This window comes from Halomonas halophila, assembly GCF_030406665.1.
Taxonomy (GTDB): Bacteria; Pseudomonadota; Gammaproteobacteria; order Pseudomonadales; family Halomonadaceae; genus Halomonas; species Halomonas halophila.
The window spans coordinates 1,972,168-1,993,515 of the sequence record NZ_CP129121.1 but is presented as its reverse complement, the minus strand read 5'-3'; the positions used below and the strand labels follow the sequence as shown (position 1 = coordinate 1,993,515).

General features: G+C 55.8%; 18 protein-coding genes. 15 read left to right on the top strand and 3 right to left on the bottom strand.

Features of this window, described 5'->3' with window-relative positions; all coding sequences use genetic code 11:
• Positions 1 to 87 precede the first annotated feature (87 nt).
• Positions 88 to 831, top strand: coding sequence for a DUF2726 domain-containing protein (locus QWG60_RS09195; RefSeq protein WP_146909305.1), 744 nt, complete (start codon positions 88 to 90; stop codon positions 829 to 831).
• An 84-nt stretch (positions 832 to 915) separates the two neighbouring features.
• Here the strand turns inward: QWG60_RS09195 and QWG60_RS09190 are convergent, their stop codons facing one another.
• The 3 genes from QWG60_RS09190 to QWG60_RS09180 are packed head-to-tail and all read right to left on the bottom strand — an operon-like array spanning position 916 to position 3,824.
• Complete coding sequence (locus QWG60_RS09190; protein ID WP_146909307.1) at positions 916 to 2,220, bottom strand: TRAP transporter large permease; 1,305 nt, start codon at positions 2,218 to 2,220, stop codon at positions 916 to 918.
• Positions 2,221 to 2,781 carry a TRAP transporter small permease gene (locus QWG60_RS09185; RefSeq protein WP_146909309.1) on the bottom strand — a complete coding sequence of 187 codons (561 nt, stop codon included), beginning with the start codon at positions 2,779 to 2,781 and terminating at the stop codon, positions 2,221 to 2,223.
• On the bottom strand, positions 2,778 to 3,824 hold the full coding sequence (locus QWG60_RS09180) for a TRAP transporter substrate-binding protein (protein WP_146909311.1): 1,047 nt from the start codon (positions 3,822 to 3,824) through the stop codon (positions 2,778 to 2,780). Before QWG60_RS09180 ends, QWG60_RS09185 begins: the two co-directional genes overlap by 4 nt.
• 564 nt (positions 3,825 to 4,388) lie before the next feature.
• On the opposite strand from QWG60_RS09180, the gene pgm reads away from it, so the two are divergent.
• From pgm to cysQ, 14 genes are all read left to right on the top strand, one after another.
• Positions 4,389 to 6,023, top strand: a complete 1,635-nt coding sequence (gene pgm, locus QWG60_RS09175; protein ID WP_281288391.1) for a phosphoglucomutase (alpha-D-glucose-1,6-bisphosphate-dependent) — start codon at positions 4,389 to 4,391, stop codon at positions 6,021 to 6,023.
• A 477-nt stretch (positions 6,024 to 6,500) separates the two neighbouring features.
• Positions 6,501 to 7,301: a Wzz/FepE/Etk N-terminal domain-containing protein gene (locus QWG60_RS09170; protein ID WP_246124685.1), complete on the top strand. Its 801-nt coding sequence runs from the start codon at positions 6,501 to 6,503 to the stop codon at positions 7,299 to 7,301.
• Between the two features lie 144 nt (positions 7,302 to 7,445).
• Positions 7,446 to 8,867 carry an MBL fold metallo-hydrolase RNA specificity domain-containing protein gene (locus QWG60_RS09165; RefSeq protein ID WP_146909315.1) on the top strand — a complete coding sequence of 474 codons (1,422 nt, stop codon included), beginning with the start codon at positions 7,446 to 7,448 and terminating at the stop codon, positions 8,865 to 8,867.
• 379 nt (positions 8,868 to 9,246) lie between these two features.
• The gene (locus QWG60_RS09160; protein ID WP_186810081.1) at positions 9,247 to 10,569 is read left to right on the top strand and encodes a lipopolysaccharide biosynthesis protein; all 1,323 of its coding nucleotides are present in this window, start codon (positions 9,247 to 9,249) and stop codon (positions 10,567 to 10,569) included.
• Positions 10,566 to 11,402 carry a sulfotransferase domain-containing protein gene (locus QWG60_RS09155; RefSeq protein ID WP_146909321.1) on the top strand — a complete coding sequence of 279 codons (837 nt, stop codon included), beginning with the start codon at positions 10,566 to 10,568 and terminating at the stop codon, positions 11,400 to 11,402. Before QWG60_RS09160 ends, QWG60_RS09155 begins: the two co-directional genes overlap by 4 nt.
• Positions 11,399 to 12,244 (top strand): hypothetical protein, encoded by an 846-nt coding sequence (locus tag QWG60_RS09150; RefSeq protein ID WP_146909323.1) that lies wholly within the window; start codon positions 11,399 to 11,401, stop codon positions 12,242 to 12,244. The genes QWG60_RS09155 and QWG60_RS09150 overlap by 4 nt, the downstream gene beginning before the upstream one ends.
• A 1-nt stretch (position 12,245) precedes the next feature.
• Positions 12,246 to 12,992 carry a polysaccharide deacetylase family protein gene (locus QWG60_RS09145; protein WP_146909326.1) on the top strand — a complete coding sequence of 249 codons (747 nt, stop codon included), beginning with the start codon at positions 12,246 to 12,248 and terminating at the stop codon, positions 12,990 to 12,992.
• A gap of 889 nt (positions 12,993 to 13,881) precedes the next feature.
• Positions 13,882 to 14,835, top strand: a complete 954-nt coding sequence (locus QWG60_RS09140) for a hypothetical protein (protein WP_146909328.1) — start codon at positions 13,882 to 13,884, stop codon at positions 14,833 to 14,835.
• 127 nt (positions 14,836 to 14,962) lie between these two features.
• A complete protein-coding gene (locus tag QWG60_RS09135; RefSeq protein ID WP_146909330.1) occupies positions 14,963 to 15,892 on the top strand; it encodes a glycosyltransferase family protein in 930 nt (309 codons plus the stop codon).
• A complete protein-coding gene (locus QWG60_RS09130; RefSeq protein WP_146909332.1) occupies positions 15,892 to 16,806 on the top strand; it encodes an NAD-dependent epimerase/dehydratase family protein in 915 nt (304 codons plus the stop codon). The genes QWG60_RS09135 and QWG60_RS09130 overlap by 1 nt, the downstream gene beginning before the upstream one ends.
• 16 nt (positions 16,807 to 16,822) lie before the next feature.
• Positions 16,823 to 17,380, top strand: coding sequence for a sugar transferase (locus QWG60_RS09125; protein WP_146909335.1), 558 nt, complete (start codon positions 16,823 to 16,825; stop codon positions 17,378 to 17,380).
• A gap of 13 nt (positions 17,381 to 17,393) precedes the next feature.
• Positions 17,394 to 18,389: an NAD-dependent epimerase gene (locus QWG60_RS09120; RefSeq protein WP_146909337.1), complete on the top strand. Its 996-nt coding sequence runs from the start codon at positions 17,394 to 17,396 to the stop codon at positions 18,387 to 18,389.
• Between the two features lie 144 nt (positions 18,390 to 18,533).
• Positions 18,534 to 20,300, top strand: coding sequence for an SLC13 family permease (locus QWG60_RS09115; RefSeq protein WP_146909339.1), 1,767 nt, complete (start codon positions 18,534 to 18,536; stop codon positions 20,298 to 20,300).
• Positions 20,301 to 20,499: 199 nt separating this feature from the next.
• Positions 20,500 to 21,342 carry a 3'(2'),5'-bisphosphate nucleotidase CysQ gene (cysQ, locus tag QWG60_RS09110; protein WP_246124686.1) on the top strand — a complete coding sequence of 281 codons (843 nt, stop codon included), beginning with the start codon at positions 20,500 to 20,502 and terminating at the stop codon, positions 21,340 to 21,342.
• Positions 21,343 to 21,348: the final 6 nt, after the last annotated feature.

Here is a 21,348-nt window from a genome sequence, read left to right as displayed (position 1 = left end):
AAGTGAGGGACGATACCAGAGACCGACATTGCTGAGCTGTTTGATAAAATCTCTCGCCGTAATGGATGACACGGAAACAGGGACATCATGGAACTGCTCTTTCTATTCCTGCTGGTTATCGTCGTGACCGGCTTGGCCTGGATCAGGAAGCGGCGGCGATTGCCTCCGCAGCCTCGGCCTGCGGTCACGCCGCGTCAGTCGACGGATCGGGCCTCTTTGCCAAAGCGTCAGGGCAACCCAGAGATGCCGCCGGTTCGCCCGATATACTCTAATCCCGAGCCCGAGCCCGAGCCCGAGCCCGAGCCCGAGCCTGAATCGGATCTCGCGCTCGATCACGTCTTCGGGGCGCCCGAGGCTGAATTCGTGAGCGAGGGCTGGCAGCAGGAGCAGCTGTCGCATGTGGAGAGAGCCACTTACCGGTCGCGTAGGCTGATGAGTCGGAACGAATACCGGGTCTATCAGACCGCCGAACGGGCGGTGCGCAAGATGGGAGCCGGTCATCTGGTGTTCGCTCAGGTGTCTCTAGGCGAGATCCTGGCATCTGAAGATCATGGCGCTTACAAGGCCATCAACAGCAAGCGCGTCGATATTCTCGTCACCGACCGCTTCGGCCAGCCTAGGGTCGCCGTCGAGTATCAGGGCTCCGGACACTACCTGAGCGGCGATGCCGAGGTTCGCGACCGTATCAAGCGCCTCGCACTGGAAAATGCCGGTATCCACTATCTGGACGTGCATTCACCGCTGGATGGCAGGGCACTGTCGAATAGGCTGCTCGAGCGTCTGCAGGCAGCCCCTCAGATGAAGCGGCCGGTCGGAAAGTCGACTGCCTAGTATGACATGAGATTGGTGGTAACTTACGAAACAGCCCGGGCGAATCCCGGGCCGTTGTCGTTTGGTGCCATAGTGCCGAGACGTCTACCCCGACAGCACCGTGGGCAGCCACAGGGCGATCTGCGGCCATACGCTGATGATCAGCGCGGCCAGGCACATCAGCAGGAAGAAGGGGGCGGCGGCCAGTGCCACACGGCCGATGCTTTCGCCGGTCAGGCCCTGAAGCACGAACAGGTTGAAGCCCACCGGCGGGGTGATCTGCCCCAGCTCCACCATGATCACCAGGAAGACGCCGAACCACAGCGGGTCATAGCCGGCCTGGATGATGATCGGCAGCGTGATCGGCAGGCTCATCACGGTGATCGAGATACCGTCCAGGAACAGGCCCAGCAGCACGTAGAACAGCGCCATGGCCAGCAGCAGGGCGATCGGCGAGAAGCCCTGCTGGGCGATCCAGCCGGCCAGATCGCTGGGCAGGTGCAGATAGCCCATGGCAGTCGAGAGCAGGGCGGCGGCCACCAGCAGGCTGCACACCATCACCGAGCTGATCAGGGCGCCGCGCAGGGCGTCCATGAACAGCGCCACCGTCAGCTGGCGCTCCCACAGCAGCAGCGCCAGGGTGGCGGCGCAGCCGACCGCGGCGGCCTCGGAAGGGGTCGCGATGCCGGTGTAGATGGCGCCCAGCACGATCACGATCAGCCCCAGTACCGGCGACAGGTCGCGCAGCGCCTGGAGCACGCCGCTGCCGCTGTCCTCGGCCCTGGGAGCCAGGCTCGGGTTGAGCAGACAGCGCAGCCCCACGTAGCCGACATACAGCACGGCGATCACCAGCCCCGGCAGCACCCCGGCCATGAACAGCTTGCTGATCGAGACCTCAGCCTGCACGCCGTAGACGATCATCACGATCGACGGCGGGATCAACAGCCCCAGGCTGCCGGCGCCGGCCAGCGAGCCGATCGACAGGTCGCGGTCGTACCGACGCTGCTCGAGCTCGCGGGTTGTGATCTTGCCGATGGTCGCCGTGGTGGCGGCGCTGGAACCGCTGACGGCGGCGAACAGCGTGCAGCCGAGTACGTTGGTGTGCAGGATGCCACCGGGCAGGCGACGGGTGAGCGGGGTCAGGCCGCGGAACAGCCGCTCGGAGATATTGGAGCGGAAGATCAGCTCGCCCATCAGGATGAACAGCGGGATCGCCGAGAGCTCCCAGCTGTTGGCGGCGCGGAACAGGATCTTGGACAGGATCAGGCCGATGCGGTTGGCATCGAAGTCGCCGAGCCCCCATAGCGAGAGCATGGCAACGATGGTCAGGCCGGCGAACACCCAGCTGCCCAGCGCGAGCACGACGAGCAGCAGGCCGATGACGCCGGCCCCGACGAATAGCGTTTCCATTCAGAGGTCTCCGCCGTCGAAGGCGTGGCGCTGCACCAGGATGCGCAGCGAACGGATGACGAGCACCAGACACAGCAGGTAGAGACCGACCAGCACCGTGCCCTGGGGAATCCACAGCGGGGTCTGCGCCAGGGTCTCGCTGACGATGCCGCGCTGGAAGCTGCGCTGCACGGCGATGGTCCAGTAGTGGGCCAGCCAGCCGAAGGCCAGCAGCGCCGAGACGCTGGCGAACAGCTCCAGCGGCCAGCGCCAGGCCCGGGGCAGCCGCTTGAGCACCAGCGCCACGCGGATCAGCCCGCCCTTTTCCAGGGCGTAGGGCAGGCCGAGGAAGGTCATCGCCGCCACGGCATAGCCGATGTACTCGTCGAGGATGAAGGTGGACCGTCCGAACAGGCGCAGGCCGATCTCGAGCAGGATATGGCCGAGCATGTAGACCACCAGCAGCATGGCCAGGCCGGCCCCCAGCGTCGCCAGGGCGCTGGTCAGCCGGCCGAGGGCATCCACCAGCAGGGCGGCAACGCTGGGAAACGCGGCGCCGTCACGACGATGCTGTGAACTCATTGTGCGGTCTCTTCGTCGCTCTCCTGGCCGTCGTTCCCCTGATGAAATTCCTCGAGGATGCGGCTGGCACGCTCGCCGGTGCTCTCGACCCAGTCGTCGACCACCGGCTGGGCGGCCTCGGCGAGGGCGGCCTGGAACTCGGCCGGTACCGGATCGTGAATGTCGATGCCGTGCTCCTCGAGCTGGGCATAGTTCTCGGCCACGCGCTGCTTCACCACTTCCCAGTTGTGGGCGTCGGTTTCCTCGGCGGCCTGGAGCACGGCCTGCTGGTCTTCCTCGCTCAGCGATTCGAAGGCGTCGCGGTTCATGTGCACCATGTTGAGCGGTACGGCGTACTGGATCGCGCTGAAGTCGCTCAGGTGCTCCCAGAAGCTGCCGTTGGCGCCGGCCTCGGCGGAGGTCAGCACCGCCTCGATGCCGCCGGTGGCGAGCTGGGGCACCACGTCGGCCCAGGAGAGCTTCACCGGCGAGGCGCCGGCACTGACCAGGGTGGCGGTGCCGTTGCGGTCATAGCTGCGGATCTTGAGGCCTTCGAGCGCCTCCATGCTGGTGATGGGCTCCTCGGCCCAGATGCCGCTCGCCGGCCAGGGCGAGGCGTAGAGCAGGATCTGGTCGTTATCCTCGAATACCTTGGCGTATTCCGGGCGGGCGATCTCGTAGAGTCGATGGGCCGCATCGACGTCGTCGGCCAGGAAGGGCAGCGAGGACAGCAGGAAGATGGGGTCGATGCCGCCCAGCGTGCCGGAGAGGCTGTCGGCGATCTGCACGGCGTTGTCGGCCACGGCGTAGAAGTGATCGCCGGAGCGGAAGCCTAGTGCGCCCCCGGTGTGCAGGGTGATGTCGACCTCGCCGTCGGTCAGGGTCTCGACGCGGTCGATGAACCAGGCATCGCCCTCGGCGTGGATCGAGCTGGCGTTGTATTCGTTGGAGAAGTCCATGTCGGCAGCTTGGGCCGGCACTGAGGCGGCGAGGCCCAGCGCCAGCAGCGGCGCGGCGAGACGAGACGAACGGGCACCCTGCGGGCGTTTCGGGGAGGCGGCCATCGATGCATCCTTATGTGTTTGTAATCATTGGCTCTGACAGCATCCAGAATCCGGCTGTGAAGGGGCGGTGCGTTTGCGACCTGTGCGGTTCCGATTGCGGCACGAGGGCAGATGCTAGCCGTCACGCCGGATCGTTCGAATCAGGCGATAGCCACGAGAAAGACGGTGATGATGGGCGCTGGGCAGAGCGGAGGATGATCGGAAACACGCAGGCGGTGGCGCGCTCACGGATGCGAGCAAGAGGCCGGGAAGGAATCGCTGCGAGACGTGTGGCTAGAGAGAATCGACAAGGCCGGTCTTGTTGTTGGAGGAGGCCTTGAAAACAAGAGGTATTGTGCTTGTTGTCGCGCCGTTGGCTTGTTGTCGTTCGAATGGCCGCCCTTGGGCGGCCATTCGAACTCGAGCCGGCGTGTTCAACTGGTCCCTATGGGGCCTTTTTTGTGTCTGTTCGCCGAGAATGATGGAGGGCTGGCGGGCATCGAACAACGCGACCTTAGTGGTAGGGCAAAGACCAGGGCGCTGAGCCCTGGCTGATGGGGCTCGTTCGGCATCTTCGTTCGGACTGTGGCACCATGGTGGCCGGGAGATAGGCACAGGGCGCCTGATGAAGAGGGAGATAGCGACATGCAGGACGTGATTCAGGCGTTTCACGATATTCAGCCCGACCTGGCCGATCCGGCCCAGGCGGTGAGCTTTGGCACGTCCGGCCATCGCGGCCGTTCCCTGGCGGGCTCGTTCAATCGCGCGCATATCCTGGCCGTGGCCCAGGCCGTGGTGGACTACCGCCGTCGGGCCGGCATCACCGGCCCGCTGTATCTGGGCCGTGACAGCCACGCGCTGTCGCGCCCGGCCTGGGAAACGGCGCTGCAGGTGCTGATCGCCAACGGCGTGGAAGTGCGCATCGAGCGCGATGGCGAGCTGACCGCGACCCCGGTGGTGAGCCGGGCGATCCTTGCTCACAACACCGAGGCCGATGCGCCCTGTGCCGACGGCCTGATCGTCACGCCGTCACACAATCCGCCCGAAGACGGCGGCATCAAGTACAACCCGCCCCATGGCGGCCCCGCCGAAGGCGACGTGACCGGCTGGATCGAGCGCCGCGCCAACGAGCTTCTGGCCCAGGAGCTCGAGGCGGTGGCCGAGGTGGCGCTGGAAGAGGCGCTGGCCCAGGCCGTGCGCCACGACATGGTAGGCGAGTACGTCGATGGCCTGGCCTCGGTGGTGGATCTGGGCGCAATCAAGAACGCCGGCCTCACGCTGGCCGTCGACCCCATGGGCGGCACCGCGCTGCCGGTGTGGCAGGCCATCGTCGAACGCCACGGCCTTGTCCTCGAGGTGGTCAACACCGAGGTCGATGAAAGCTTCGCCTTCATGCCGCCGGACCATGACGGCAAGATCCGCATGGACTGCTCCAGCTCGGCGGCCATGGCCCACCTGCTGGCGATGAAGGAGCGCTTCGACCTGGCCTTCGGCAACGACCCGGATGCCGACCGCCACGGCATCGTCGACGCCGCCGGTCTGATGAACCCGAACCATTACCTGGCCGTCGCCATCGACTACCTGCTGACCCATCGCGAAGGCTGGGGCGAGACGCTGAAGGTCGGCAAGACGCTGGTGTCGTCGTCGATCATCGATCGCGTGGTGGCGGCGCGAGGCCGCGAGCTGCACGAGGTGCCGGTGGGCTTCAAGTGGTTCGTCGATGGCCTTTACCGGGGCTGGCTGGCCTTCGGTGGAGAGGAAAGTGCCGGGGCGAGCTTCCTGACCCTCGATGGCCGGCCCTGGTCGACCGACAAGGACGGTATCCTGCTTTGCCTGCTGGCCGCCGAGCTGATGGCCGTGACCGGCAAGCGCCCCAGTGAGGCCTATCGCGAGCTGACCGAGCGCCACGGAGCGCCTCACTACCGGCGCGTCGATACCGCCTGCACGCCCGAGCAGCAGCGGGCGTTCAAGCGCCTGGAGCCATCGAGCCTTGCGGTGACCACTCTGGCGGGAGACCGGGTCGAGCGCATGCTGGTCACTGCGCCCGGCAACGAAGCGCCGATCGGAGGGCTCAAGGTGGAAACCGCGAACGGCTGGTTCGCCGCGCGCCCCAGCGGCACCGAGCCGCTCTACAAGGTCTATGCCGAGAGCTTTCGCGGCGAGGCCCATCTGCAGGCCCTGATCGAAGAGGCCCAGACCATGCTGGACGCCGCATTGTGAATTGCCGCGGGGCTGGTCGCCCAGCCACTCCTTTCAGGTTGAGTCGTCAGGCGAAGTGTGCTTAACTCCTTGTTATTAAAGGCGCCCAGCCAAAAGCGATCCGGCTGGGCCGTTGCAGTGCCAGCGACGGAACCGTTGCTGAAAGAAGCGCCCTGTTGCACGGCAAATTGCCGTATGGTGTGTCCTTCGACTGCGTTAGGCTGACTGGAAAACCCTCTGGCGGAACGCGTCAGGGGGTTTTTTACGGCTTGGTCGCCCAAAGCAACCAAGTGTAATTAGCCTGTCGGCGGCGCTTCTTGCCAGCCGATAGAGCGACCCTCGTCTCTGGCGTAGAATCGAGGGTTTGAAAAGGTGTTGGGTCGTATCCGCGGACGAAAGCGTTATGATCCGTCACCACTCAAGCAGGGCATGGGAAAACGCCCGGAACAATTCCCGGGCGGTAGCGTGCCTGCGAGATGCCCATTCCTGGATCGATCAATGTCGAGCGAGACGACGTCAATGCCTGTCCATCAAGAATCACAAGTCCCCCAGCCGTCCCAGGCGACTACCTCAGATGATGAAATTTCCCTGATCGACCTCGCCAAGCTATTGGTGCGGCGCTGGAAAGCCATGGCGGGTATCTTCACCGCGGTGGTGCTGATGGCGCTGGCTTATGCCCTGCTGCAGACACCGACCTACACCTACACTTCCATCTATCAGGTGGCGGAACGCGGCACCGGGGAGCCTTTCGAATCGCCGACGTCTCTGGTGTCTCGTACGCAGAGCCTGTACCTCGGGACGGCGACTCGTGAACTGATGGCGTCCGAAGGCGTTGACGATCTGGATTTCGAGACCCAAGTCTCCCATCCTGACAACACCGAGATCGTCAAGCTTTCCAGCACCGCGCCGGAGGCCCTGGCCGAGCGCGTCCAGGCGCATCATCGCCTGCTTCTCGACAAGATCGTAGAGGGGCAACAGGCGCGAGTGGAGCGCCGTCGCCAGGCGTTGGAAAGCCAGCTGGCCAACGTCGAGAATACGCTTGCGCACAGCAGCGACGGCGCCTCGGAACGTATCGCCAGCACCCTGTCCCGCAAGTTCGAGCTCGAGGCCGAGCTGGAGGGGCTTACCGCTGGTGAAACGGGGCAAACGGCCGTGCAGAGCCTCAAGCAACAAGGCACCAGCCGAGCCCTGATCCTCGCCCTGGGTGTGGTACTCGGCGGCATGCTCGCGGTGATGGGCGTCTTCCTGCTTCACTTCGTCAGCCTGGTGCGCGAAAGCCTTCGCGAAGACGCCGGCTAGCAGCCGACCCAGCCTCAAAGCGGTAGGGGCAGCCCCGGTTTCCTCCAGCGACACGCGACGGCGGATCATGCTCGGTTCCGGCGGCCCCAGAGGCCGAGCCGTCACGAGGCTGCATCCAATAGCCTGAAGCCTAGAGGCCCAGTCATGGACGACTACCCTCGACTCCACCACCACGGCGCCGCCTCGGGCGTTACCGGCAGCTGCCACCGCCTGCAGATCGCCCCGGACCGCGCCCTGCTGGTCGATTGCGGCCTCTTCCAGGGCCAGGATGCCGAGCACCGCGACAGCCTGGAACAGCACCGTGTCACCTTCCCGGTCGATGACGTGCTGGCGCTGGTGGCCACCCATGTGCACATCGACCACATCGGCCGGCTGCCCTACCTGCTGGCGGCGGGCTACCAGGGGCCCATCCTCTGCTCGGTGCCCTCGGCCAGGCTGCTGCCGCTGGTGATCGAGGATGCCCTCAAGATCGGCTTTACCCGCGATCGCGCCCTGATCGAGCGCTTCCTCGAGGAAGTGACGCAACGCCTGGTGCCCCTCGACTACCGGGCCTGGCACACCGTCCTCGATGACGAGCGCCACCGCCTGCGGGTCAAACTGCAGCGGGCCGGGCATATCCTCGGTTCCGCCTATGTGGAGGTGGAAAGCCTCGACAAGGCCCATGGCCAGCCGCATCGCACCGTCTTCTCCGGCGACCTCGGCGCGCCCCATGCACCGCTGCTGCCGGCGCCACGCTCGCCCTATCGTGCCGATACCCTGGTGCTGGAGAGCACCTACGGCGATCGCCGCCACGAGGACCGCCGGCACCGCCAGGCCCGGCTGAAGGCGGCCATCGACCGTGCCCTGGAAAACGGCGGCACGGTGATCGTGCCGGCCTTCAGCATCGGCCGTACCCAGGAGCTGCTCTACGAGCTGGAAGGGCTGATCCACCGCGGTGCCGCCGGCCCCTGGGAGGACCTGGAGGTCATCGTCGACTCACCGCTGGCGGCGCGCTTTACCGAGGTCTACCGCCAGCTCAAGCCCTGGTGGGACGCCGAGGCCCATCGCCGGCTACGCGGCGGCCGCCACCCGCTCAGCTTCGAGAACCTCTACACCGTGGCCAGCCACGAGGAGCATCAGCGCACCGTCGACTACCTGGCCACCAGCCACCGCCCCGCGGTGGTGATCGCCGCCAGCGGCATGGCCACCGGCGGCCGGGTGGTCAACTACCTCACGCGCATGCTGCCCGACGAGCGCCACGCCGTGGTGTTCATCGGCTATCAGGGCGCCGGCACGCCGGGTCGCGACATTCAGCACTACGGCCCCCGCGGCGGCTGGGTGGAACTCGACGGCCAGCGGGTCGACATTCGCGCGCGCATCGAGACCGTCAGCGGCTACTCCGCCCACGCGGACCAGCACGACCTGCTCAACTTCGTCAAACGCATGCGCCACCCGCCGCGTCACGTGCGCCTGGTGCATGGCGAGCCCCATGCCCAACAGGCCCTCAAGGCCGAGATCGAACGCTGGGCCGAGCAGACCGGTCATGATATCGAGGTGACGCTGGCCGCCACGGGGTCAGACCCTTAAACAAAATTAAGGGTCTGACCCCGCTGCAAGATTCCCCGAGACTCAGCGCTTCAATTCTGGAAACTTCGTGTCTGACACTCAAACTCGCCTCATCAATAATCTGAATTACAAGGAAGCCATCATCACCAGCGACAGGAAAAGATGACATCCAAGATAATAGTCAGAGATATTTTAGTAAGGCTATTTAAAAAAACGGGGGCAATCCGAAATCTATTGTCCAGTGCAAGTCTAGGTTTTAGTTGGTTCTTTGGAGAGATGTGATCGCGCGTCTATGCAGTTTGATGCCTATAAAAGATATCCTAGGCTGATTGGTCGTCACTAAGGTAACCTCTTGTAACTCACTAAATTTTAAGTGTGCTTGAAGGCAAGGAATATTATTTTGGGTATAGTAAGCGACAAAAAAATAAAAGGCGACATTGCTTTTACTTTTCTCGCCAGAGGTGTCACGGCATTCTCTTCTGTAATCTTAGTAATGATGATTGGAAAATTTTATGGATTGAAGCAGCTGGGTTTTTTTGCCATTGCTCAAAGTGTCATCCTTGGGGTTTCAATAATTTGCAGATATGGCATGAATAATACGCTTGTATACTATATCGGAAGAGATCCTAAGTCCGACAGTATTATAAGTTATCTGGTGAAAGCGATAAGTCTTTCCTCTTTGATTAGCTTATTTCCAATAGCCATGCTTCTCCTGTATGGCGATAGTTTTTTATCAGCTTTTATTCCAGGCCTATCTAAGGCTCAAGTTGTATTCATTGCTTCGTCTTCAGTTCTTTTCAGCTTGTCATTTATTTTCTCAGGATTTCTAAAAGGGGTAAAAAAGCCTGTTTCGGCCGTGTTGCTTGAAAACGGGAGTGTGGCTATTGTGATGATTGTCCTGATCTTGGTGGATTTAGGTTTTGATAAAAACACGGATATTGTTTTTTTATACTCTGCCAGTATTTTCTCTGTTTTTTTGTTAGGTTGCGGCCAGGTTGTATTCTACTTGGTATCAAGCCGAAGTCCTTGGGATAAGCTTTCTCCAAAGGGTTATGATGTTACATATCGTGATTTTATCAAAACCTCAACATCGTATTTTATAATAAGTTTAGCAAACTTTTGCCAAAACGTACTTGTCTTTATAATAGCCGGTTATTTTTTAGGCGAGGCTGAGGTCGGGCTGTTAAAATCAGCACAGCAAATTGCGTTGACCTTGAGTTTTGTGCTGGTAGTAACAAATTCTATATTCCCTCCTCGGTTTGCCGAGTTGTTTAAAAACGGAAAGATTGATGAGCTTGAAAGACTTGCAAGATTTAGCTGCAAACTGGGCTTTTTCTTCTCCTTGCCTCTTGTTATTGTCTTTTTAGGGTTTTCAGAAGGTATATTAAGGTTCGTTGGGGATGATTTTGTTAAAGCACAGTATTTGCTTTATATACTTACTATTTCTCAGTTTGTTAATGTCGTTTCTGGGAATGTGAACTTTGTTCTTAACATGACAGGCCACGAGGTGATAATGAGAAATATAGTTCTGTCTACAAGTGCTATAGGGCTTCTCTTTTTTTCACTGTTAGTTATAGTGCTGGGCGAAATTGGAGCAGCCATAGGAATTGCACTCATGGTTATTTCTCAAAATATAATAGCTGTTTTTTTCTCGCGCCATCTTCTCAATATAGAGATACTTCCGCTTAAGATTTTTTCTTTTAAAACAAAGGGGTATGAATGATGAAAGTAGATGTTTTCCACATTGGGCCTCAAAAGACAGCAACAACTTGGGCTTATCATTGTTTGAAAGAGCACCCAGAAGTTTCTGTCCCAAATAAAGACGCCATTCATTACTTTGATATTAATTTCCCTAAAGGTGAAGAATGGCTAAAAAGTAAATATCCGCCTGTTTCTCAAGGTATATATGTGGAAACAACACCTTCGTATATACGTTCAGTGCCGGCTCTGAAAAGAATTAAAGAGTATAATGATAATGCAAAAATCGTGCTGTGCATAAGAAGTCCTCTGGAGAGGATGGTGTCACACTATTGGCATGAAAAGAAAAAAGGTTCAATTAATTATAATATAGAAGATGTTTTGGATAATTATGATCTATTTAGCTCTTGGGTCGAAACTTCCATGTATGGGGATAAAGTAGAAGAGCTTTATCAGATGTTTGGTAGGGAGAGAGTTTTTGTTCAGGTTTACGACGACTTAAAGAAAGATCCCTATGCATTTCTGAGAGATTTGTATGAATTTATTGGGGTTGATGATGCGAGTTTTACCCCTGCTTCTCTAGAGAAAAAGATAAACAAAGCGACCAAGAAGAAAGGGGGGGCACGGCTTCTTTTGATAAAATTGTTAAAAGAAGCTGGTGTGCTGGACAGAGTGATAAATCTTAAGAACAAAGTGGCTATTTCTAGTGGGAAAAGTTCTTATGATACAAAAGAGTTGCTTAGCTCTCTTCCAGAGACTCTTCGGTCCCAAATTTATGACATAACCAGGAGGGACGTTGAGAAATTATCTAAGCTCATTGAACGAGACATGTTGAAAGAATGGGGTTATGACTCTTGAAGATTTTGGTCATTACGCTTGAGTCTGGAGAAAATGAGCTGAGCGAATGCAAAGCCTCAGTTCAAGTTGCCGCACAGAGATACTTTGACATAGTCGATCACATTGTTTTTTCTGGTCTGGAACGATATGAAGCCGACACGGCAGTTTATAGAAAAATTGAAGAGGAGTGCGATAGTTACTCTTTGTTTGTGAAGTTGGACGCTGACATGAAAGTGTCACCGGATTTTTTTTTAAAGCTGTATTCGTATTTTCGTAATAATAACGGCGTGTCTCATTTAGTACTTCCAGTCCTTGATGTTCTATCCGCTTCTGACATTATTGGACTGCATGTTTTCACTAATGACGTTCGCTGGCACGGGCTGGATAGTAAAAGCTCCATATATGTTGATCCTGATCCACAGCTTTTAAAAGGCAAGCGTGTTATTGAGAGTCACTTTTTTCAGGGGGATGTTGAGCACTGCTTTAATCCCAGTGAGGCTCAAGCATATTATTATGGGGTTCACAGAGGGGTGAAGTTTTTTAGCCCTAGAGTGAATGTCAGGAGATTGTCTAGTAGATACTTGCAGTTTGATCTTTTCCATGCAGTAAAAAAGCAGCTGATGTCAGGAAAGGGTAAGCATAAAGAAAGAGAGCTTTTTATGATAGGTGTGTATCATGCTAAGGTTCTTTCTGAGAGTGAGCTTTTTGAGTTGCTAGAAAAGAAAAAGGTGGTTGATAGTATTCCTGTGACACCACACGATAATGGTTTTTATCCTTTTTTGAACAATAAATCATTTTGGTTACCCCATTGTTTCGTAGCGATTCTCTTGAATATATTGCGCCGAATGCTTCTAGGTCGATAGTATGATCCTTTATTTCCATAAGTTGGTAGAAAGTGAACAAGACTGTATATCTGATGATATGCCAGTTTCAAGCTTTCGAAAAGGTATTCTTTCACTTTTGGCAGAAGGTTATAGCTTTGTAAGCCTTTCTGATTATTTGCGTTCAAGTGCAGGTGAGAAAGAAAATCTTGTCACCGTTACATTTGATGATGCACACCATTCCATTGTGAAGTATGTTGAAGTTATTGAGGAGCTCGACATTCCTATAATGGTTTTTTGCCCATTTTTTAATGTGAAAAACGGGTGGGCGGTAGATGAAGCAAAGCTTTCTTCTGAACACTCATTTCTCAGGAAGGTTTATAAACAGTCAGGTGTTTTGTTTAGGTGGGTGTGCGCGCCCTTTATTCCGAGTGGCTTTTACTCCAAGTGCTTGACTTTTGATGACTTGGATTTTTTGTATAAAAGACTAGGGGATAATTTTTCTATTGGGGGGCACGGGGCTTTTCATATAAAACATTCAGTTATAAATAGCATTTCTGTTCTTTTGGAAGTAGGTCTATCTCGTGCGGCCTTTAAAGGTAGGAAAGGGTTTTGTAATTTTTATTCCTACCCCTATGGGCACTATTCAAGTGTGTCGAAGAGTATAGTTAAAAAGTTTGGTTACCGGTACGGTATTTCCACTGAAAGTGGAGGCGAAGATGATATGTGTATTAGAAGAATCAATGGAAAAACAATGCTCTCTAGATTCTTTTCAGAAGGTCTGAAGTGATTCCCTTCAGAGCAGAACAGGTTATAGTCCTGAATTATACTTAATAAGTGTAGCGCTGCGGTGTCCAGGGATCCTGAACACCCTCCAAGGAATACCTAGGCTGGTGTTCGGTACTCAAGACGCTTTCTGGGGCGTTAATTTAGCTTTTATCGTTGGGGCTGGGGCAGCTGTCAGTATTCCATGCCGCTTCACTTTGGTCGGTGAGCCGAGAAAGATATCGGCGCATGGTATACCATGTGGCCCAAAGTTCTTCGGTCATGCTATGTGTCTAGGGTGCGAGAAAGCCTAGGTATAATGGCATGACAAAGTCCAAGAAAAGTGCCGCACCCCTCAGGGGACTTTTAGCATCTGTGCTGATACCTTCTTTTGATCTTTGAAGGAAGGGGGCATTTGGCAGTATCGCTTCAAGTCGCTGGGCTATGCCAAGGTCATTATCAACCGCTGGCTCCGGTGCTTTGATGGAGTCTGGCTTCATCGGACTCTGCATTATGCTGTCTCTGGGAGCACTTAGTATTCGCAGGATGAGTGTTTAAAAAACCAGGGGCATTTTTTCAAAGGTGGCTTTTGTGTACCTGTTTTTTCTCCTTATTTTTGTTTTTTTAGGTGGGTATTTCTTGATAAGAAAGAGGAGAGTAGATGCCTATTTTTTGTTCTACGCATCTTCTGCAATTTACTTTATGTCAGCTTTTTTTGGATTTGCGGTAATACCTACTGGGGTGGGGGGGGGAAAGAAATCGTCTCTCTTCCAGATTACCAATATTTTTTATACTTTGTTTTTTTTCTGTGCCTGATAGTCTCTCTATTGATTAATGAGGCTGTTCTAAGAGCTAAATTCGAAAGAAGGCTAGAAAAAAATTCCCATTTACAGGGTAGAAGGTATAGGGGTGAAGTGAAATTATATGGCTTTGCTTTTTTGGCTTGGGCCTTTTTTTGGTTTTTCCTGGTTTTGATGTCTCAACCAGAGCTCCTTGCTTTTTCGGACAGGGCGCAGTTTGTTTCTAGCAAACCATTTTTTTACAGCTTTTATGTGTATTCAGCTATAGCATCCTCACTTTTCTTCCACGCTGCAAGTTCTTATAAGCTGCTTTTGCTGAGCAGCTTTTTTGTACTTTTTGATCTTTATTTGGGCAGTAGAGAGTTTTTTGCTCTGTTTTTATTCTCCCATGCCTTTCTAAAGTTTTCCTCTTTGGGGAGGGTTAGGCTAATTGCAAAACATAGCTATGCCATTTTGGGGGCTTTGCTTGTTTTATTTGCATTAACTTTTAAGTATTCATATCATACTCTTCATTCAGGAGACGTGGCAGGGTTTTTTTCGCTTCTTGCCAACCAAGAGTTCGTGTTCCAGTCTCTCTATTTCTCTGAGCCTTCTATTATACAAGGAAATCTTTACCTCGTTGTTGAAAAGGGGTTTGAGTTAAGTCTGTCTCATTTGCTGCCCGTTTTGTTGTTTTTGACGCCTGTTCACCGGAGTTGGGTGGGCTTTGATCTTGAGCCAATGAGCCGAAAGATGGAAGAGTATTTTTATGGTTCTTTAGACTTTGGTATAGCTGGAAACTTTATAGGTGAGTTTTATGCAATATTTGATGTTTTTTTCTTTTTGCCTTTGCTGTTATATATGCTGTCAGCATTATCGATTGTGAATTATTTGGTTTCTGCAAGAAGGCCTCTTGTGAGGGTTTTTGGCATAATGCTTTCTTTTTATGCTGTTTTTTATATACACAGGATAGAGTTTTACGAAGTTTTTGGGATTTTTAGGATTTTGGTTTTTGTTTTTCTGCCACCTTTGGTGATGTATATTTTGATTAAGTTTTTCTTGCGCGCAGAGCTGCGGGATGGCGAATGATGAGTTTTGATCTCCTTTGTGGGAAAAGGGGGGGGGAGATGTTGCTCTGTTTTGCTCAATACTGAAGAGCATATGTTCTTACGCGTATTGGTTTTCCAATAGAGGTGAAAGAATAAGTGAGGGGCACGTGGTAAAAAAATGCAAAGTGTTGGTTATAAATGATCACAAAAGCCTGAATCAGCGTTATAGGCGGTGGCTTTGTGATTACCTGGAAAATGAAGGGTTTTATGTTAGAAATGAAGGGCTCTTTGATGGGGTTTTTAAGCCGTTTTTGATTTTTTTTGAAATCTTGTGGCTTCGAGGTCGCGGTGTTGTGGTTTCTTCGAATATAAAGTGTAATATTTTTTTTCTTCTTCAACCATGGGCTGCTGGTCTCGTTATTCTCAATGGTATGGGGCGAATGAGAAGGAAGAGAGTTTTTCGGTCTTTCTTGCTCTTTTTGATTAATCGAAGCTCACGGAAAAGCATTGCTGTCCAGTCTTATGCAGACTTTCGTTATTTTAGAAGATTCTTGGTCAACCAGCCAAACTTGTTCTGGGTCCCTGGGTCAGGTGGTGTGAAAAAAAAGTTTGGGGTTGCGGACGGCTTGGTTTCTGTACAGCGTGATACTAAGCTCCCCCTCGTGGCTTCAAGTTTGAAAGAGCTTCTATTGCGACTTGATTTCGATGGTTGCTTTTACATGGTTGGGTGTGAGAGAGAAGGGCTTGCAGGAAGGTTATTAAACAATGGTAGGGTTGATGTCGTTGAGGTTGGGTTTGTTCCACAAGATGAAATTTTTTATTTGGGGAATGTGTTTGTTCAACCTTCTGGCTATGGTGAAGGGTTTCCACATACATTAGCTGATGCGCTAGTTAGTGATATGAGGGTTATTATAGATAAAGGTGAGTACTTGAAGTACGGTTTATGGAAGATGGATTGTGATGCGAAAATGATTGCGCAAGGCTGGCTTGAGGTCGTTGCAGGGAGTGAGGCAAGAGAAAAAGTTTCTGCAAAAGCTGTGTTGAGCTTATATGTGAGCGCTTTTTATTCGACTTCCTGCTTCTCAGAAGGTGTGTGATGAAGGTCTTGATTACGGGAGCTTCTGGGTTTATAGGCTCTGTTATCTACAATGTGTTTTGTCGGCTCGAAGCTTTGGAGGTGGTCGGCTGTTCGCGCAAAGGGGGTTACCCTTTAGTTAATAGCCCTAGTCTTAATGCTCTTTCGGATTGGACTACGGTTGTTGAGGGGGTCGATGTGGTGATTCATACTGCTGCTAGAGCTCATGTTCTTGATGAGTCGTCGTCGGAACCCTTGACTGATTTTCGCCGAGCCAATGTCGATGGCACTATTGCTTTAGCAAAACAGGCAGCTGAGTCTGGTGTGAGGCGTTTTGTCTTTATCAGCTCTATTGGAGTTAATGGAAGTAGCAATGTAGAGCCTTTTTCTGAGTGCCACGCTCCCAATCCCGAGAGTGATTATGCTCAGTCTAAGTTTGAGGCTGAGGTTGGATTGCAGGAGCTGGCCAAAGAGACTGGGCTTGAGGTCGTCATCATTCGTCCCCCTTTGGTCTATGGCCCTAATGCCCCGGGGAATTTTGGCCTCCTGGCTAAAGTAGTTGCCAAGGGGGTGCCGCTGCCATTGGCAAAAATCAGGAATCGACGCTCGTTCGTCTCTATTTGGAATCTTGTCGATCTGATAACTGTTTGCTTGGATCATCCTAAGGCTGCTGGTGAGGTCTTTGTGGTGTCCGACGGTGATGATGTCTCGACTAGTGATTTATTGCAAAAGATCGGCACGGCTTCAGGGCATCCTGCAAAGCTTTTTTGGGTGCCACGTTCTATTTTAAAGGTTGCTGTGACTTTGATAGGGAAGCGGGATGTCTATGATAGGCTATTCAGTTCGCTTCAGGTGGATGCTGGCCATGTGCGTAAGACCTTGGAATGGAGCCCTCCCTTGAGTCTTGATGAGGGGCTAAGACGATGTTTTTATTAACCAAGAGTTTCGCTCTATGATTCGTTTTTTAGATTGTCTTTTTTCCGTGATTGGCTTGTTTTTTGGGCTTCCAGTACTGCTGGTTCTTACACTGATCGGCTACTTTGATACTGGTTCGCCGCTATTTCGTCAGAAACGTGTGGGACGTCACCGTAAACCATTCGTCTTGGTAAAGTTTCGTACCATGAAACCCGATACGGCTTCCGTCGCCTCCCATCTCGCTGAGGCCTCGGCCATTACGCCTTTCGGTCAGTTTCTTCGCCGTACCAAGCTGGATGAATTGCCGCAGCTATGGAATGTGTTGAAAGGAGAGATGAGCTTGGTGGGACCAAGGCCCTGCCTCTTCAATCAGGAAGAATTGATCAACGAACGGGAGGCCCGCGCCGTCTTTAAGGCACGCCCGGGCATCACCGGTCTGGCGCAGGTCAACGAGATTGATATGTCTACACCTAAGCTGCTGGCCGAAACTGACCAGAAAATGCTGAAAAACCTGACAGTCAAGGATTACTTCAGCTATATCATTCAGACCGTGCTGGGCAAGGGCAACGGCGATCGTGTTCGTCCCTCCCATTGAGTAAGGATGACCCATGAAGCTTTTGATTACCGGTATGGCCGGTTTTATCGGTCATGCCGTGGCCAAGCGTCTTACCGGCCAGAGCCATGATATCGTCGGCATTGATAACCTCAACGATTACTACGATGTGGCGTTGAAGCATGCGCGACTGGCGGAGTTGTCCGAATGTTCTGATGTGCGCTTCATCGAATTGGACTTGTCGGATCGAGAGGGCATGGCGTCCCTGTTTGCTGACGAAGGCTTCGATCGGGTGATTCATCTGGCTGCCCAGGCTGGGGTGCGCTATTCGCTGGAAAAGCCGCATGTCTATGCCGATGCCAACCTGGTCGGTCATCTCAATGTCCTGGAAGGTTGTCGCCAGCAGCGAGTGGAGCATCTGGTCTATGCCTCATCCAGCTCCGTCTATGGCATGAATGGTAAGGTGCCGTTTGCCACCGGCGATGCCGTTGATCATCCCATCAGTCTCTATGCGGCTACCAAGAAGGCCAACGAGCTGATGTCTCATACCTACTCCCATTTGTACGGTGTGCCGACCACGGGACTGCGTTTCTTTACCGTCTACGGCCCTTGGGGCCGTCCCGATATGGCGCCTTACAAGTTCACCAAGGCGCTGCTCGAGGGTGACCCCATCGCGGTGTTCAACCATGGTGACATGTCGCGGGATTTCACCTATATCGACGATATCGTCGAGGGTATCGTGCGCATTCTTGAAGTGATGCCGCAGCTCGGTGATGCCACCGACTCCCCTGACAGCAGCACGGCGCCCTACGCCCTCTACAACATCGGCAATGGTAGCCCGGTGGCCTTGATGGATTTCATTCGCGCCATCGAGAAGGCTACCGGCTGTGAGGCAAAGTGCGACTTTCAGCCCATGCAGCCCGGTGATGTGCCCCGTACCTGGGCCGATACCGAGGCACTGTTCGAGGCCACAGGGTATCGTCCTCGGGTGGGCGTCGAGGAAGGGGTGCAACGCTTCGTGGACTGGTATCGCGAGTTCTATGAGGTGTGATGGTGTGCCTGGGGCAACCGGGGTCTGACCCTGTGGCTTTGTTGCTGGCCTGGGCGCTAACCGGGTGCCTGTGGCGCGGTAAGTCTGACCCTGTGGCTTCGTTGTTGTTAAAAAACCTATTCTTCTCGATTTGATATCTTCTTAATGCCCTTCGACGCCCTGTTTACGCTCGCCACGGTGCTGGCGGTGCTCGTTACGCTGGTGGCGACCCGCATCGCGCCGGACGTGGTATTGATGGCGGCGCTGGCCGTGCTGGTGGTGAGTGGCATCCTGACCCCCGGCGAGGCCTTGGTCGGTTTCTCCAACCCCGGGGTGATGACCATCGCCACCCTCTATGTGGTGGCGGCCGGCCTCAAGGAGACTGGTGCCATCCAGTGGATCGCCCATGGCCTGCTGGGCCGGCCGAGGCAGTTGCGTCGGGCGCAGTTCAGAGTGCTGTTACCGGCTTCCGGGTTAAGTGCCTTCATGAACAACACCACGGTGGTGGCAATGTTCATTCCCGCCATCCAGGAGTGGGCAGGCCGGCTCAAGCTGCCCCCTTCCAAGCTGCTGTTGCCGCTGAGCTACGCCGCCATCCTGGGCGGTACCTGCACGCTGATCGGTACCAGCACCAACCTGGTGGTGGATGGCCTGCTGCAGACCGAGCGCGGCCTGTCGCTGTCGATGTTCGAGCTGGCCTGGGTGGGCGTGCCGCTGCTGCTGGTGGGCGGCGTCTTCCTGATGCTGTTCGCCGACTGGCTGCTGCCCAACCGCCGGGGCGTGCTGGAACAGCTGGAGCAGGCCCGGGAGTATGCGGTGGAGGTGGTGGTGACCGCCAAGGGGCCACTGGTGGGCAAGACCATCGCCGATGCGGGGCTGCGCAGCCTCAGCCATGGCTACCTGGCCGACATCGAGCGCCATGGCCGCCTGCTCACCGCCGTGCCGCCGGAGACCGAGCTGCAGGCCGGCGATGTGCTGGTGTTCATCGGCGCCCCGGAATGCGCCCGGGAGCTGCGCCGCATCCACGGCCTGCGCCCCGCCGGCGGCGACGTGCACAAGCTGGACATCGACCATCACCGGCGCTGCCTGGTGGAGGCGGTGATCGGCCCGGACTTCGCCGGGCTGGGCCAGACGGTGCGCGAGTCGCGCTTCCGCTCGCGCTACCAGGCGGTGATCCTCTCCATCTCGCGCCATGGCCAGCGGCTGTCCGGCAAGCTGGGCGACATTCGCCTGCAGGTGGGCGATACCCTGCTGCTGGAAACCGCCCAGGACTTCGTCGACCAGTATCGCTACCGCAAGGACTTCCTGCTGGTGAGCGGGCTGAACGACTCCACGCCGCCGGACTTCCGCAAGGCGCCGCTGGCGATTGCCATCCTGGGGGCCATGGTGACCGCCAGTGCCAGCGGGTGGCTGACCATCCTCGAGGCCGCGCTGCTGGCCGGCGGCGCCATGCTGGTGACCCGCTGCGTGCCGGCGAGCAAGGCGCGGCGCTACCTCGACCTGACCGTGCTGATCGTGATCGCCGCCTCCTTCGCCCTGGGGGCGGCCATGGCCAAGACCGGCGCCGCCGCCCAGATCGCCCAGTGGCTGCTGCTGATCGACGGCCTGGCCCCCTGGGCGGCGCTGGCCGCAATCTACGCGATGACGGTGATCTTCACCGAGCTGATCACCAACAACGCCGCCGCGGTGCTGATGTTTCCCATCGCCATGGCGGTGGCCGAGCAACTGGGCGTCAACGAACTGCCCTTCGCCGTGGCGATCATGTTCGCCGCCTCGGCGAGCTTCATGACCCCGCTGGGCTACCAGACCAACCTGATGGTGCTGGGGCCCGGCGGCTATCGTTTTCTCGACTACCTGCGCCTCGGCGCCCCGCTGAGCCTGATCGTCGGTGTCACGGCGGTGGGGTTGATACCGGTGGTGTGGCCGTTCTGAAGCTTGAAGCTTGAAGAGCGCCGCTTCGCGGCTGGAAGCTCGAAGCTTGAAGAAAACCCACTTGAGCCCGGCCTTTGGGCATGATTTTGACCTTGGGGTTTCTTCCAGCTTAAGCCCGCGAAGCGGGCGTTCTTCCAGCTTCGAGCTCCCGGCGAAGCCGGGGACTTCCAGCTTCGAGCTTATTTAGAAAGGAGTTTTCGTGACCAATTTCGTAACTGACGATCTGCGCTCCCGCTTGATCGAGGGTGTGCATGCCGCGGGCCGTGAGGTGATGGCCGTGTACCGGCGTGACTTCGAGGTGGCGACCAAGGGCGATGACAGCCCGCTGACCGAGGCGGACATGGCCTCGCATCATGCCCTGGTCGCGTTGCTCGAAACGTTGTCGCCGCAGGTGCCGATCCTCTCCGAGGAGTCCGGTGGGATTCCGTTCGCGACCCGTCGGGCGTGGGGCCGCTACTGGCTGATCGATCCGCTGGACGGCACCAAGGAGTTCATCAAGAAGAACGGTGAATTCACCCTCAATGTCGCGCTGATCGAAGACGGCGTGCCGGTGTTCGGCATCGTGCATGCGCCTGCCGTGGGCGACGCGGGCGGGACTACGTGGATCGGCCAGCACGGGCAGGGCGCCTGGAAACAGCAGCCCGGTGGCTCCCTCGAGTCGATCTCGGTACGTGCCTTGCCGGATCCCGAGCAGGCGGTCTGGAAGATCGTTGGTAGCCGCTCCCATGGTTCCGACGAGTTCGAGGCCTTCTGTGCCGGGCTGCCGGCCCACGAGCGCGTCTCCATGGGCAGCTCGCTGAAGCTGTGCCTGGTCGCCGAAGGCGCCGCCGATCTCTATCCGCGCCTCGCGCCCACCTGCGAGTGGGACACCGCCGCCGCCCAGGCCGTGGTCACCGCCGCCGGTGGTGACGTACTGAATGCCGAGACCCTCGAACCGCTGCGCTGCAACCAGCAGGACAGCGTGCTCAATCCGTTCTTTATCGTCTGTGGCCAGCGCGACGGGCGCTGGGAGCGCGCGCTGCGCGCCGCGCTTCGCGCTTAAAGCTGG